The 14,019-nt window shown below is 70.9% G+C and carries 12 protein-coding genes and 1 pseudogene; 8 read left to right on the top strand and 5 right to left on the bottom strand.

Annotated features, from left to right (window positions below; all coding sequences use genetic code 11):
• Positions 1–226: 226 nt before the first annotated feature.
• Both OG306_RS06875 and OG306_RS06870 read left to right on the top strand, forming a co-directional pair.
• Positions 227–1,240 carry an ATP-binding cassette domain-containing protein gene (locus tag OG306_RS06875; protein WP_266745216.1) on the top strand — a complete coding sequence of 338 codons (1,014 nt, stop codon included), beginning with the start codon at positions 227–229 and terminating at the stop codon, positions 1,238–1,240.
• On the top strand, positions 1,237–2,016 hold the full coding sequence (locus OG306_RS06870; protein ID WP_266745215.1) for an ABC transporter permease: 780 nt from the start codon (positions 1,237–1,239) through the stop codon (positions 2,014–2,016). Before OG306_RS06875 ends, OG306_RS06870 begins: the two co-directional genes overlap by 4 nt.
• 34 nt (positions 2,017–2,050) lie before the next feature.
• Here the strand turns inward: OG306_RS06870 and OG306_RS06865 are convergent.
• From OG306_RS06865 to OG306_RS06855, 3 genes and pseudogenes are all read right to left on the bottom strand, one after another.
• Positions 2,051–2,493, bottom strand: a pseudogene (locus OG306_RS06865) (hypothetical protein); the annotation flags it as partial.
• A gap of 103 nt (positions 2,494–2,596) precedes the next feature.
• Positions 2,597–3,439, bottom strand: coding sequence for a siderophore-interacting protein (locus OG306_RS06860; protein WP_266745214.1), 843 nt, complete (start codon positions 3,437–3,439; stop codon positions 2,597–2,599).
• 73 nt (positions 3,440–3,512) lie between these two features.
• Entirely contained in the window at positions 3,513–4,421 is a 909-nt protein-coding gene (locus tag OG306_RS06855) for a 5'-3' exonuclease (protein WP_266752102.1), read from the bottom strand.
• 404 nt (positions 4,422–4,825) lie between these two features.
• On the opposite strand from OG306_RS06855, the gene OG306_RS06850 reads away from it, so the two are divergent.
• The 4 genes from OG306_RS06850 (at position 4,826) to OG306_RS06835 (ending at position 9,960) form a co-directional block, all read left to right on the top strand.
• The gene (locus OG306_RS06850) at positions 4,826–5,899 is read left to right on the top strand and encodes a quaternary amine ABC transporter ATP-binding protein (RefSeq protein WP_323183814.1); all 1,074 of its coding nucleotides are present in this window, start codon (positions 4,826–4,828) and stop codon (positions 5,897–5,899) included.
• Positions 5,892–8,528, top strand: coding sequence for an ABC transporter permease/substrate binding protein (locus tag OG306_RS06845; RefSeq protein WP_371665194.1), 2,637 nt, complete (start codon positions 5,892–5,894; stop codon positions 8,526–8,528). Before OG306_RS06850 ends, OG306_RS06845 begins: the two co-directional genes overlap by 8 nt.
• Positions 8,529–8,691: 163 nt before the next feature.
• Entirely contained in the window at positions 8,692–9,237 is a 546-nt protein-coding gene (locus OG306_RS06840; protein WP_266745211.1) for a helix-turn-helix domain-containing protein, read from the top strand.
• 15 nt (positions 9,238–9,252) lie between these two features.
• Positions 9,253–9,960: a helical backbone metal receptor gene (locus OG306_RS06835; RefSeq protein ID WP_266745210.1), complete on the top strand. Its 708-nt coding sequence runs from the start codon at positions 9,253–9,255 to the stop codon at positions 9,958–9,960.
• Here the strand turns inward: OG306_RS06835 and OG306_RS06830 are convergent.
• Entirely contained in the window at positions 9,899–11,050 is a 1,152-nt protein-coding gene (locus OG306_RS06830; RefSeq protein ID WP_266745209.1) for a TDT family transporter, read from the bottom strand. The two genes, OG306_RS06835 and OG306_RS06830, sit on opposite strands and share 62 nt — an antisense overlap.
• A gap of 70 nt (positions 11,051–11,120) precedes the next feature.
• Here OG306_RS06830 and OG306_RS06825 point away from each other — a divergent pair, with 70 nt between their 5' ends.
• Positions 11,121–12,065, top strand: a complete 945-nt coding sequence (locus OG306_RS06825; RefSeq protein ID WP_266745208.1) for a LysR family transcriptional regulator — start codon at positions 11,121–11,123, stop codon at positions 12,063–12,065.
• Between the two features lie 128 nt (positions 12,066–12,193).
• Positions 12,194–13,150 carry an aminoglycoside phosphotransferase family protein gene (locus tag OG306_RS06820; protein WP_266745207.1) on the top strand — a complete coding sequence of 319 codons (957 nt, stop codon included), beginning with the start codon at positions 12,194–12,196 and terminating at the stop codon, positions 13,148–13,150.
• On the opposite strand, the gene OG306_RS06815 is transcribed toward OG306_RS06820, so the two are convergent.
• A complete protein-coding gene (locus OG306_RS06815) occupies positions 13,147–13,917 on the bottom strand; it encodes a gamma-glutamyl-gamma-aminobutyrate hydrolase family protein (protein ID WP_371665193.1) in 771 nt (256 codons plus the stop codon). The genes OG306_RS06820 and OG306_RS06815 overlap by 4 nt on opposite strands.
• Positions 13,918–14,019 lie beyond the last annotated feature (102 nt).

Raw genomic sequence — 14,019 nt, 5'->3', positions numbered from 1 at the left:
ACCGGAGGGAACGCAGGACCGAAGCAGAGGGAAAGGCCCCGGCGGAAGCTGTTGGAGCAGCGACCGCCGGGGTCTCGAACCCCGGACCGGCCACGCCGTGAAGGCGAGCCGGGCGATCGAGGTGCGGCACACCCAGGATAGCCCGGCGCTCTTCACGCGGATCGGCTCGGCATGCCCGCGTGCTCGGTGCACCCGAGCACCCCGCTGACCACAGGAGAGCTCTGCCATGAGCACCCGTGCGCCCGCAGTAGCGGCGCGACAGCTGATCAAGACCTATCCCGGCGACGTCACCGCACTGCGCGGCATGGACCTCGACGTCGACGCCGGCACGGTCTTCGGACTCCTCGGCCCCAACGGCGCCGGAAAGTCCACCACCGTCAAGATCCTCACGACCCTGGCCCGCCCCGACTCGGGCACCGCGAGCGTCGCCGGACACGATGTCCTGCGCCACCCCGACCGGGTCCGCCGCGCGATCGGAGTCGTCGCCCAGAAGTCCGGTGCCGACCCGGTCGCCACCGGCCGCGAGAACCTGCTGCTCCAAGGCAGGCTGTACGGGATGCGGGGCGCCGCCGTCCAGCGCCGTGTCGATGAACTGCTGGACCGTTTCGATCTCGCCGACGCCGGAAAGCGCCAGGTCAAGGGGTACTCCGGCGGAATGCAGCGCCGTCTCGACGTCGCGCTCGGCCTCGTCCACCGCCCCGAGGTGCTCTTCCTCGACGAACCCACCACCGGACTCGACCCCGAGGCCCGCACGGCCATGTGGGACGAGATCTCCCGGCTGGCCGGCGACGAGGGGCTGACCATCGTTCTCACGACGCACTACCTGGAGGAGGCCGACCGGCTCGCCGAACGCATCGCGATCGTCGACCGCGGCCGGATCGTGGTCGAGGGCGCCCCCGACGACCTCAAGGGCGAACTCCGCGGCGACGCCGTCCACATGGAGTTGCGCGCCGACGGCGACACCAGGGCGGTCGACGCCGCGCTCACCGGACTGCCCGGGGTGCACGAGGTGCTGCTCGACGGTCGCCGGGTGAGCGTGCGCGCCGAGGACGGCGCGGCCGCCGTCCCCGTCCTGCTCGCCGCCCTGGAGCGGGCCGGTGCGGCGGTCGCCGCCGCCACCGTGGCCCGCCCGTCCCTCGACGACGTCTATCTGCGCTACGCCGGACGCCGCTTCTCCGAGGCCGACGCCGCCGACGCCCGACAGGTCCCCGCCCCCACCCCCGTCGGAGGCGCCCGATGAGCAGCCAAGTCCTCGTCCAGACCTGGTACATGACCCAACGTCATCTCATGGCGGTCGTCCGTCAGCCGGTCTTCCTGGTGATCTCCCTCGTCCAGCCGGTGATCTGGTTGTTCCTCTTCGGCAACCTCTTCAGGAAGGTCGTCGAGCTCGGTGGCTTCGGCACCACGTCCTATCTGGACTACCTGATCCCCGGCATCGTGGTGATGAGCGCCCTCGGATCGAGCATGTGGGCCGGCATGGGCACCCTGGAGGAGATCGAGCGCGGCACGCTCAACCGCTTCCTGACGACGCCCGTCAGCCGCAACGCGCTGATGAACGCCAACGTCGTGCAGAACGGCATCAGCACCGCCGTGCAGTCCGTCGTCATCGTGCTGCTCGGCCGGGTCGCCGGAGCCACCTACCCGGGCAGCGCGGGCGGCCTGCTGATCCTGGTCGTCGCGTCGATCCTGCTCGGCACGGTCTTCGGCGCGCTCTCCAACGCCCTGGGCATGCTGGTCCGTCAGCGCGAGTCGATCATCGGCATCAACACCTTTCTGCTGCTGCCGCTGACTTTCCTCTCCTCCTCCTTCATGGCCCCGAGCCAGATGCCGCCCTGGATGCGGCACATCGCCGACTTCAACCCGGTCAACTGGGCGATGGTGGCGGGCCGTTCGGCGCTGACCTCCGATCCCGAATGGGGTCTGGTGCTCGGCCGCGGGGGAGCCCTGCTGGTCCTCGCGGCGGTGGCTGTCGGGCTGTCCACCCGTACGTTCCGCTCGTACCAGAAGTCCGTCTGACCCACGCCCTGTTGCGGCGACGCGTGGCCGACCCGGTCCGCGGTACGGGGGTCGACCTCAGCGCCGCGTAGCCGCAGGCTCCACTCGCCGCCACGATCAGGGCCGCGGCGCCGAGCGTCGCGCCGTCCGGGTGGATCAGCGGCCGGCCGCGCAGCGCCTGCCAGGCGACCAGCGCGACGACCGCCGCGTACGCGCCGGAGACGACCAGTACCAGCCGCAGCCGGACCCGCGGGTCGCGCAGCCGGGGGACGCGCGGAGCCAGTGCGAGCAGCGCGAGGAGGAAGAGCGGCAGCAGTTGGAGCGCGTGCATGCCGACGAAGTGCGGTATTCGCAGATCGCCGCCGGTCGTCGACCAGCTGGTGAGCGGCATCGACGGGCCGCCGTCCGGTACGCCGACGGAATGCGCGCCGATCACATCGGCGGTGTCCAGGTTCCCCGCCGCTCGCTGCCCGGCGTGGGCTGCGTCATCAGGAAGCCCCATGGCGGCGGGGTGGTGGTGCCTGCCGCCGGTGAGTGAGCTGGTGCGCCGGGAACGCGTAAGCCCCGGTCGGGGACCGGGGCTTACGGGAAGGAACCGGTGCTATGCCGCCGTCTCCTGCTCGTGCTCCACCTGCGCGTTCCACTCGCGCTTGACCGAGCGCCAGGCGTCGTCGTTCTGGCCGAGCCGCCAGTAGCCGGAGATGGACAGCTGGGGGAGCGGGATCTTGCGCTCCAGGCGCAGATGACGGCGGATGTCCCTCACGAAGCCCGCCTCGCCGTGGACGAACGCCTGGACCTCGCCCGCCGGGAACTCCAGCTCCTTCACCGCGGCGGTCAGTACCTCGCCGACCGGTCGCTCCCCGCGGTGCAGCCAGGTCACCTCGACGCCGTCGGGCGTCACGATCTTCTGCTCCTCCGCCGCGTCCGTCACCTCGATGAACGCGTGCACCACCGCGCCCGCCGGTATCTGCTCCAGGGTCGCCGCGATGGCCGGGAGGGCGCTCTCGTCGCCCGCCAGAAGGTGCCAGTCCGCCGAGGTGTCCGGGCCGTAGCCCCCGCCCGGGCCGAGGAACGTCACCGGATCGCCCGGGGCCGCCCGCATCGCCCAGGGGCCGGCGAGGCCCTCGTCGCCATGGACCACGAAGTCGATGGCCAGCTCCCGGGCGACCGGATCCCAGGAGCGCACCGTGTACGTGCGGGTGGTGGGCCACAGCTCCCGGGGCTGTTCCGCGCGGATGCGGGCCATGTCGAACGGGTGCGCGTAGTCCGCGCCCTCGGGGGCGAAGCAGAGTTTGACGTAGTGGTCGGTGAACCCGGAGAGCCCGAAATCGGCGAGACCGTCACCGCCGAGCACCACACGGACCATGTGCGGGGTGATCTGCTCGGTGCGCAGAACGTGGGCCCCCTGCGCCTTGGGTGCCTGCCGTGCCGGTCGTTCAGCCACGAGGTTCTCCCTGCTCCGATTGCTTAGGCTTACCTAAGCTAGCATCTCGGTCAGATGCTGGGGAGGGTCGGAGTCAGGCGTGCAGTGCGGAGAGCAGGCGTTGCAGTGCGCCGCCCAGCCCCCACCGCTTCGCGAGGGCTTCGAGTGCGACCGGATCGCGCGGCTCGGAGGGCAGCGCGGGGTCGAACTCCGGCAGGGGTACGTCACCGGCGACGCGGACCACCTTCGGTGCGACGGCGACGTAGTCCCGGGCCTCGTCGAGCCGCTTGCGCTGCGAGGGTGTCAGCTTGGCGGCCGGATCGTCGACCGCGGCCATGATTCCGGCCAGATCACCGAAGGCGTCCAGCAATTTCGCCGCCGTCTTCTCGCCGATCCCGGGGACGCCGGGCAGCCCGTCGCTCGGGTCGCCGCGCAGCAGGGCCAGATCGACGTATCCGGAGCCGTCCACCCCGTACTTCTCCCGCAGCCACGCCTCGTCCGTCAGCTGGAGCGAGCCGACCCCCTTCAGCGGGTAGAGCACCCGCACCCCGCGGGCGTCGTCGACCAGCTGATAGAGATCCCGGTCGCCGGTGACGATGTCCACGGGGCCGGTGGCCAGGCCCGTGAGCGTGCCGATCACGTCGTCCGCCTCGTAGTCCGCGACGCCGACCCGGGCGATGCCGAGCGCGTCGAGCACGTCCTCGATGACCGGCACCTGCGGGGCCAGGGTGTCGGGGGTCTCCTCCTCGTCGGGCAGTCCCTCGGCGGTCTCCACCGCGACCCGGTGCGCCTTGTACGTAGGGATCAGCTCCACCCGCCAGTGCGGCCGCCAGTCCGCGTCCATGCAGGCGACCAGGTCGTCCGGCCGGTGGTCCTGCACCAGGCGCCCGATGAAATCGAGCAGCCCGCGCACGGCGTTGACCGGTGTCCCGTCCGGGGCGCGTACCGAATCGGGGACCCCGAAGTAGGCGCGGTAGTAGAGGGAGGCGGTGTCGAGGAGCATCAGGCGTCGCGTCACACCCCGATGATGCCGCACCCCACTGACAGCCCGTCGCACCTCACCGGCACCGGCACCGGCACCGGCAGCCGAGGGCGGCCGAGCCGAGGGCGGCACCGGCCGTCAGGGAGGTCCGGGCCGGGGGCGGCCCCGCTCCCAACGGTGCCCGCGCATATGTGAGCTGGGTCACTCTTGTGTTTGGCTCGTGTAAGTGAGGGCAGGCGCGCAGCCGGAGCGGAGCACGTAGCAATTTCAACTACCGCACGTGCCATGCGGGCCGAATCCGCGTCGCTCCACGGTCTGCCGGAGGGGGTGGCAGACCGTTTTTCGGTTCAACCCGCGAGGTGTATGTGTCAAGGCTGCAAGCCGAACATTTGTACAAGGTGTTTGGCAGACGACCCGATCAAGCCGTGCAGAAGCTCGAAAGCGGCGCCGACCGCGACGCGCTGCGCGCCGACGGAACGACCGCAGCGGTGATCGACGCCTCGTTCACCGTCGAACCGGGACAGATCTTCGTCGTGATGGGTCTGTCCGGGTCCGGAAAGTCCACGTTGCTGCGGATGCTCAACGGACTTCTGGAGCCCACAGCCGGACGCGTCCTGTTCGACGGCCAGGATCTGACCGCTCTGAGCCCCGCCGAACTGCGCCACGTCCGGTCCTCGAAGATCAGCATGGTGTTCCAGCACTTTGCGCTCTTCCCCCACCGCAGCGTGCTGGAGAACGCCGGATACGGCCTCGAAGTGCAGGGTGTGCCGCGCGCCGAGCGCGAGAAGCGCGCCGCCGAGGCGCTGGAGATGACCGGTCTCGCCGGCTGGGAGAAGTCCTGGCCCGACGAGCTGTCCGGCGGTATGCAGCAGCGCGTCGGCCTGGCCCGCGCCCTGGCCACCGACGCCGACCTGCTGCTGATGGACGAGTCCTTCAGCGCGCTCGACCCGCTGATCCGCCGCGACATGCAGGACCAGCTGCTCGAACTGCAGAAGCGCCTGAAGAAGACGATCGTCTTCATCACCCACGACCTCAACGAGGCCATGCGCCTCGGCGACCGCATCGCCGTGATGCGCGACGGGAAGATCGTCCAGCTCGGCACCGCCGAGGACATCCTCGTCACCCCGGCCAACGACTACGTCGCCTCCTTCACCCAGGACGTCGACCGCTCCCGGGTGCTGACCGCGGGCGCGATCATGGCCGAGCCGCACACGGTCATGGGCACCACCACGGACGACGGCAAGGAACTGCGTACCCCCGCCGACGTCCTGGCGGCCGCCCCGGCCACCGTCACCGAGTCCACGCCGATCATCGACCTCTTCACGCCGTGCTCGCAGAGCGGCGTGGCGGTCGCCGTGACCGACACCACGGGCAAGCTCGTCGGCGTCGTACCGCGGGCCCGGCTGCTCGCCGTCCTCGGCGAGCCGATGACCCCCGCCGAGATCCCGCAGGACGTCAGGCCCGGCACGGTCGACACGAAGAAGGTGGCCAGTGTTTAGGCTCCCTCTCGGTGACTGGGTCGACTCCGCGGTCGATTGGCTGCAGACCCACCTCTCCTGGCTGTTCGACGCGATCAGCTCGATCGTCAGCGGCATGTTCGACGGCATAGCCGCCGTGCTCTCCGCCCCCGCACCGCTGCTCTTCGCGGGCATCGTCGCCGTCATCGCCTGGTGGCTGCGCGGTCTTCTCGCGGGTGTGCTCGCCTTCGTGGGCTTCGCCCTCATCGACTCCGTCGAGCTGTGGGACGAAGCGATGGACACCGTCACCCTGGTGCTCGTCGCCACCATCATCGCGCTGGTGCTGTCCGTGCCGCTGGGCATCTGGGCGTCCCGTTCGAAGACCGTCAGCGCGGTGACCCGGCCGGTCCTGGACTTCATGCAGACCATGCCCGCCATGGTCTACCTGATCCCCGGCGTGATCTTCTTCGGCGTCGGCGTGGTGCCCGGCATCATCGCCACCATCATCTTCTCGCTGCCTCCGGGCGTCCGGATGACCGAGCTCGGCATCCGCCAGGTCGACGGCGAACTCGTCGAGGCGGCCGAAGCGTTCGGCACCACCCGGCGCAACACCCTGCTGCGGGTCCAGCTGCCGCTCGCCCTGCCCACGATCATGGCAGGCATCAACCAGGTCATCATGCTGGGCCTGTCCATGGTGGTCATCGCCGGCATGGTCGGCGGCGGCGGCCTCGGTGGCGCCGTCTACCGCGCCATCGGCAACGTCGACGTCGGCCTCGGCTTCGAGGCGGGCATCTCCATCGTCATCGTGGCGATGTACCTGGACCGGATGACCGGCGCGCTCGGCCGCGAGGTCTCCCCGCTCGCCCGCCGCGCGCTGGCGAAGGCGCAGTCGATGGCCGGCGGACTGAAGATCTGGAACTACCGCCCGCAGCCCGTCGTCGCCGTCTCCGGCATCGTCGTCCTCGCGCTCGTCGCGGGTGCCATGGGAATCTTCGGCTCGTCCGGCTCGGGCAAGTCCGCCGGCACCGCCGACGGTTCGAACGTCGGCGCGGGCAAGAAGATCAGCATGGGTTACATCCCGTGGGACGAGGGCATCGCCTCCACCTTCCTCTGGAAGGAGATGCTGGAGCGGCGCGGTTACCAGGTCGACGTCAAGCAGTACGAGGCCGGTGCGCTCTACACCGGTATGGCCAACGGCCAGATCGACTTCGAGACCGACTCCTGGCTCCCCGTCACCCACGCCAGCTACTGGAAGAAGTACCAGGACCGCCTGGAGGACATGGGCTCCTGGTACGGTTCCACCTCGCTGGAGCTGGCCGTCCCCTCGTACCTGAAGGACGTCCAGTCGCTGGACGACCTGAAGGGCAAGGCGTCGCAGTTCAAGGGCCGGATCGTCGGCATCGAGCCGAGCGCCGGTGAAATGGGCCTGCTCAAGGACAAGATCCTGCCGGGCTACGGCCTGGACAAGGAGTACAAGGTCGTCGACGGCTCCACTCCGTCGATGCTGGCCGAGCTGAAGCGCGCGTACGCCAAGAAGGAACCGATCGTCGTCCCGCTCTGGTCGCCGCACTGGGCGTACAACCAGTTCGAGCTCACCAAGCTCAAGGACCCCAAGAACCTCTGGGGCAAGGGCGACGGCATCCACACTCTGGCCCGTAAGGGCTTCTCCGCGGACAATCCCGAGGCCGGCAGCTGGCTCAAGAACTTCAAGATGAGCGAGGGCCAGCTCACCAGTCTTGAGGCGCAGATCCAGAAGTCGGGCACCGGCAAGGAGCAGGAGGCCGTCCGTACCTGGCTGAAGGCCAACCCGGGCGTCGCCGACAAGTGGACCCCCGTCGCCAAGGCCGCCGCGCCCAAGGGTGCGAACGGCAAGGACGAGCGCGACCGCGCCGTCGAGATGGCCTGGTTCCCCTGGGAGGAGGACATCGCCGCCACGTACCTGTGGAAGGCGGTCCTGGAGGAGCGCGGCTACAAGATCAACCTCAAGCAGTTCGAGGTCGGTCCGATGTACGCCGCGATGTCGCGCGGCCAGATCGACGTGCAGTTCGACGGCTGGCTGCCGTACACCCAGAAGAACTACTGGGACAAGTACGGCTCCCAGCTGACCGACATCGGTTCGTGGTACGGCCCCACGTCCATCGAGGTCGCGGTGCCCTCATACGTGAAGGACGTCAAGACCCTCGCCGATCTCAATGGCAAGGGGTCGCAGTTCAAGGGCCGGATCGTCGGCATCGAGCCGGGCACCGCCACGATGGAGAACCTCAAGAAGAACGTGCTGCCGACGTACGGCCTGGACAAGGAGTACAAGGTCGTCGACTCCTCGACGCCGGGCATGCTGTCCGAGCTGAAGCGCGCGTACGCCAAGAAGGAGCCCATCGCGGTGCTGCTCTGGACGCCGCACTGGGCGTACAACGAGTTCAGCATGACCAGGCTGAAGGACCCCGAGAAGGCCTTCGGCGACGGCGACCGGCTGCATACCATCGCCAGCAAGGACTTCCCGAAGAACTACCCGCAGCTGACGAAGTGGTTCAAGAACTTCAAGCTGAGCGAGGACCAGCTCGCCGGCCTGGAGAACCAGATCCAGAAGCGCGGTGCGGGACATGAGGAAGAGGCCGTGAAGGCCTGGATGGAGAAGAATCCGGGCATCGCGGACATGATGGCCCCGCAGTAGAGTCCTGCAGGACCCGATAAACGGGAAGGGGTGGGCACCGCCGACGACGGTAACCCACCCCTTCCGGCTGTCCGGAAGACGCTCATCCACCGGCCGACCTTGCGTAACCGTGTGCGTAATGTGCCGGCAGCCGGGAGGATGACGAGTCGGGAGGGAGCCGGACATGGACGACAAGGAAGCACTCCGCGTAGGCGCCGCGGTCCGCCGACGGCGCAGATCCCTGGGGCTCACACTGGCCGCGGTCGCCACCCGTAGCGGCCTGTCCGTGCCGTTCCTCAGCCAGATCGAGAACGAGCGGGCCCGGCCCAGCGCCCGCTCCCTGGACCGGGTCGCCGAAGCGCTGGAGACCAGCACGGCGCGGTTGCGCGCCGCCGCGGACTCGGCGCGCGCCGTCGATGTCGTACGGGCGGGCGAGGGCGACGGGGTACGCAGGGTGGTGCGCGGACGCCATCAGCTCAGCGCCCTGGAGTTCACCGGCGAGCTCGACCTCGGGCGCGAGTTCCAGCACCGCAACGACGAGGTGATGTACGTGGTGCAGGGCGCGGCGGAGGTGGAGGCCGAGGGGCAGGCGTACCGGCTGGAGCAGGGCGACACGCTGTTCCTGTCCGGTGGCGTGCGCCACCGCTGGCGGGCCGCGGTGCCCGGTACGCGTCTGCTGGTCGTCGCGGTGGCCGAGCACATCGACGCCACCTTCGACCCGCGTCGCTGAGAGAGGCTGTCCGCCGTGCGCGTCGTCTCCCTGGTCCCCTCGCTCACCGAGGCCGTCGCCGTCACCGCCCCCGGCCTGCTGGTCGGCGTCACCGACTGGTGCACCCATCCGCCCGGGTTGACCGTGGCCCGGATCGGCGGCACCAAGAATCCCGACGTGGCGGCGATCGTCGCGCTCCGGCCCGATCTCGTCGTCGCCAACGAGGAGGAGAACCGCGAGCCCGGCCTCGCGGCGATCGGGGCCGCCGGCATCGAGGTGCTCGTCACCACGGTCCGCACCCTCGACCAGGCCTTCGAGGAACTGGAACGGGTCCTGGCCACCGCCTGCGGACAGGCCAGGCCGCGCTGGCTGGACGAGGCCGAGGCCGCCTGGGCCGCACTCCCGCCGCCCCGTGCCCCACGCCGTGCGGTCGTACCCGTCTGGCGCAGGCCCTGGATGGTGCTGGGCCACGACACCTTCGCCGGAGACGTGCTGGCCAGGCTCGGAGTCGAGAACGTCTACGCGGACCACGCCGAGCGCTACCCCCGTATCCCGCTCGACGCGCTCAACGCGGCGGGCGCCGACCTCGTCGTCCTGCCCGACGAGCCGTACCGCTTCACCGCGGACGACGGCCCCGAGGCCTTCCCCGCACTGCCCGCCGCGCTCGTCGACGGGCGATTCCTCACGTGGTACGGGCCGTCACTGGTGCGGGCCCCTGCGGCGCTGCGAGCAGCGCTCCGCTGAGCAGCCCGCGCAGCGTCCGCAGCCCGGCCACCGCCCACGCCGCCACCAGCAGCACGTACAGCGCGACGGCCAGCCAGGTGTACGCCGCGAGACCCGTGTGCCGGGCCAGGCCCGCGGCGCCCGTGACACACGTACCGACGGGGAAGGTGAAGCCCCACCACGTCATGCTGAACGTCATGCCGTTCCGGACGGCGCGCACGACCAGCGCGACGGCCAGCGCCAGCCACATCAGCGCGAAGCCCATCACCGGCACCCCGTACAGCACGGCGAACACCCCCAGCCCCACGTCGTACGGTGCCCCGATCGCCCCCGGCGCCACATCGGCGAGCTGATTGACCGCCGTCGTCGACTGGCCCAGCGGGCCGAGGACCAGGAACAGCGTGGGCGTCAGCACGAGCGGCAGCGGGCCCTGGTGGACGAGCCGGGCGAAGATCAACGGCAGCATCACCAGCGTGGCGAGCAGGCTCAGCCCGAACATCGCGTAACAGGCCAGCAGCATCGACTCCCGCCACTGACCGGCGGGCAGCTCCGGCACCAGCAGCGGACCCAGCGCCGCGGAGACCATCGGCGCCACCACCGGCAGCAGCCACACCGGCGACGCGGTGCCGGGCTCGACCCGGTGGCGTACGACCATCAGATACGGAATCGCGACCGCGGCGGCCAGCCCGATCACCGTGCCCGCCGTGTACAGCACCACATCCAGGGCCAGCGCCGCCCCATGCCCGATGACGTCCCGGCCGACCACCATCGACGAGCCGCCGACCGCCAGCAGGGCCATCGAGAGACAGCCGTAGAACGGGGCGACGGCGGGGTCGAGCAGATGGGTACGGGCCTGCTCGCGATGGGCGGCCCAGTGCCCGGCACGGGCCGCGAGCACGACCGCGAGCATGACCGTCGCGAGCGCCCACACCACGGTGCAGGCACCGCGCAGTCCCGGGACACGCACGGGCAGCGTCGCACCCGCGCTCGCGACGATCGCGGTGCCCATGACGGTTGCGTACCAGTTGGGGCCGACGTACCGCAGGCGAGGGAGCCGCAGGACGGCCGGGTATGGGGCGGGGGTGTGTTGTGTCTGCGGAAAGATGGCCATGCCACGATCTTCGTGGCGGGGGACGAACCCCACCAGAGACTCCGTCTCTATGAGGTCATAAGCTGGCTTTATGACCGGCGAAGAACATGTCCCCCTCTCCCACCGGGTCCCCGACCTCGGTGCGCTGGAACTGCTGCTCGCGGTCGCCCGGCACGGCAGCCTGGGGCGCGCGGCACGCGACGTCGGCGTCACCCAGCCCGCGGCCAGCAGCCGCATCCGGTCCATGGAACGGCAGCTCGGTCTTGCCCTGCTGGACCGTTCGCCGCGCGGTTCCCGGCTCACCGACGCGGGCGCGCTGGTCACCGACTGGGCGCGCCGGATCGTCGAGGCGGCCGAGGCGTTCGACGCGGGCGCGCAGGCGCTGCGCGACCGGCGGGACTCCCGGCTGCGGGTCGCCGCCTCCATGACCATCGCCGAATACCTGCTGCCGGGCTGGCTGATAGCGCTGCGCGCCGAACGGCCGGACACCGCGGTCTCGCTGCTCGCCGGGAACTCGGCGGCCGTCGCGGGCCGGCTGCTCGTCGGCGAGGCCGACCTCGGCTTCGTGGAGGGCCTGTCCGTGCCGGATGGCCTCGACGGCACGGTCATCGCCCACGACCGGCTGGTCGTCGTCGTCGCCCCGTCCCACGCGTGGGCCCGTCGCCGTACGCCGCTGACCCCGCAGGAGCTGGCCGCGACCCCGCTGATCCTGCGTGAGCACGGCTCCGGCACCCGCCAGGTCCTGGACGCGGCCCTGGCCGTCCACGGCGGCCTCGCCCAGCCACTGCTCGAACTCTCCTCGACCACCGCGGTGAAGGGAGCGGCCCAGAGCGGCGCGGGCCCCTGCGTGCTGAGCGAACTGGCGCTCGGCGAGGAGCTGTCCTCCCGGCGCCTGGTCAAGATCCCGATCGCCGGAGTGCGGCTGAGGCGCCAACTGCGCGCGGTCTGGCCCTCCGGCCACCGCCCGACGGGGCCGGCACGCGACCTGCTGTCGCTGACGGGCCGGGACAGGCCGCTGACGGGTCGGGACGCGTAGCGGGGAACCCGGCGTGCCCGGCCATGGCGGAGCCGGGCGCGGCGGCGCCCCGCACCAGCTCGCCGCACCGGAAGGCGCACGTGCACAAACCGGTGGCGTGCGTCGGGCTCCGTGGCGAAAATACGCGGATGGTTGTGATCGCTCCCCCCGCCACCGGCGTCCGGCACCACTGGTCCGGCCTCCCCGCGTCGGTCCGTGGCGCCGTCGAGGACATCCTCGGTGCCCGCGTCGTCGAAGCACGGAGTCAGAGCGGCGGTTTCTCACCAGGGGTCGCCGCCCGTGTCCGGCTCGCGGACGGGCGGCGCGCGTTCGTCAAGGCGGTGAGCGCCGAAGTGAATCCCGGCAGCCCGGAACTGCACCGCGCCGAGGCCCGGCACACCGCGGCTCTCCCCCCGGGCGCCCCCGTGCCCCGGCTGCTCGGTTCGTACGACGACGGCACCCGGGTCGCCCTCGTCCTCCAGGACATCGACGGCCACCAGCCCCGCATCCCCTGGGACCCCGCCGAGCTGGACCGGGTGCTGGCCGCGGTCGGTGAGCTGAGTGCGGCCCTGACCCCGGCCCCGATCGAGGCGCCTGCCGTCGCCGTGAGAAAGGCCGAGATGTTCAGCGGCTGGCGGACTCTGCTCGCCGAGGGGGACACGAGCCGACTCGACCCCTGGGCGGCACGCCGCCTCGGCCTGCTCGCCGAGCTGGAGTCCGACTGGGCGGAGGCCGCTACCGGGGACTCCCTTGCCCATGGCGACCTGCGGGCCGACAACATCCTGCTCACGGACGAACGGGTGGTCTTCGTCGACTGGCCTCATGCGCTGAAGGCCGCGCCCTGGTTCGACCTGCTGGTGATGCTGCCGTGCGTCGCGGCTCAGGGCGGCCCCGACCCGGAGACCGTCTTCACCAGCCACCCGCTGGGCCGCAACGCCGATCCGGCGGGAGTGACGGCGGTACTCACCGCGCTGAGCGGTTACTTCGTCTCCCGTTCACTGCGCCCCGCCCCGCCCGGCCTCCCGACGCTGCGGGCCTTCCAGGGTGCCCAGGGCGCGGCGGCGCTGCAATGGCTACGGAGGAGGCTCGCACACCGCGCGGCCTAGGAGCGCATCTGTTCGTCGTCCCCCGTGGTCTGCTGTGGTGCGAGGTCCCCGGCCTGCGGACGGGCCGGGACCAGCCGGTCCGCCGAAGCCGTCACCAGCGCTTGCAGCAGCCGCAGATCGTCCCCCATCTCCGGATGCCACTGCACCCCGAGCACCCACTGCGCCCCCGGCAGCTCGATCGCCTCGACCGTGCCGTCCGCCGCGTGCGCCGAAGCAACCAGGCCGGGAGCGAGCCGCGCCACGCACTGGTGGTGATAGGTCGGGACGGTGGTCTCCTCGGGCACGACGGACGCGTACCGGGTCCCCGGCACCGGCGCCACCGCATGCGAGCCGAACCTTCCCGTCTTGCCCTGCGGTCCGGCGTGACCGTCCAGATGCTGGGTGAGCGTGCCCCCGAGCGCCACATTGAGCAGCTGCATGCCACGACAGATCGCGAGCAACGGAGTACCGGACTCGAGCGCGGCACCGATCAGGGCCGTCTCCCAGCCGTCGCGCTCCGGTGCGGGCGGCCCCGTCCGCGGGTCGCGGTCGGCTCCGTACCGTACGGGGTCCACATCGGGCCCGCCCGCGATCACCACCGCGTCCAGCCGCGCCACCACCGACGCCGCGAGGTCCGGATCGTCCGGCGGGAGCAGCGCGGCCAGACCGGCCGACTCGCGGACCAGACGTGCGTATCCCGCAGGCAGCAGCGTCGCGGGCAGGTCCCAGACGCCCCAGCGCGTCGAAGCCTCCAGATAGGTGCTGATTCCGATCAGCGGACGGTTCATCGGATCCCTCTCTCACCCGGCACGCGGAACGCATCGGCACCGTATCCAAATCCCTTGCGCTGCCCATAGGTTTGGATCACCCGTCGGCCTGCGAGGAGAGGA

Source organism: Streptomyces sp. NBC_01241 (assembly GCF_041435435.1).
Taxonomy (GTDB): Bacteria; Actinomycetota; Actinomycetes; order Streptomycetales; family Streptomycetaceae; genus Streptomyces.
Note: the sequence above shows the minus strand (reverse complement) of the source record. Positions and strands in the feature narration are given on the sequence as shown.

What these genes read in the sequence shown, in the direction of transcription:
- OG306_RS06875 (WP_266745216.1), top strand. Translation starts at nt 227, where the DNA reads ATGAGCACCCGTGCGCCCGCAGTAGCGGCGCGACAGCTGATCAAGACC.
- OG306_RS06870 (WP_266745215.1), top strand. Translation starts at nt 1,237, where the DNA reads ATGAGCAGCCAAGTCCTCGTCCAGACCTGGTACATGACCCAACGTCAT.
- OG306_RS06855 (WP_266752102.1), bottom strand. Translation starts at nt 4,421, where the DNA reads ATGCTCCTCGACACCGCCTCCCTCTACTACCGCGCCTACTTCGGGGTC.
- OG306_RS06840 (WP_266745211.1), top strand. Translation starts at nt 8,692, where the DNA reads ATGGACGACAAGGAAGCACTCCGCGTAGGCGCCGCGGTCCGCCGACGG.
- OG306_RS06830 (WP_266745209.1), bottom strand. Translation starts at nt 11,050, where the DNA reads ATGGCCATCTTTCCGCAGACACAACACACCCCCGCCCCATACCCGGCC.
- OG306_RS06825 (WP_266745208.1), top strand. Translation starts at nt 11,121, where the DNA reads ATGACCGGCGAAGAACATGTCCCCCTCTCCCACCGGGTCCCCGACCTC.
- OG306_RS06820 (WP_266745207.1), top strand. Translation starts at nt 12,194, where the DNA reads ATGGTTGTGATCGCTCCCCCCGCCACCGGCGTCCGGCACCACTGGTCC.
- OG306_RS06815 (WP_371665193.1), bottom strand. Translation starts at nt 13,917, where the DNA reads ATGAACCGTCCGCTGATCGGAATCAGCACCTATCTGGAGGCTTCGACG.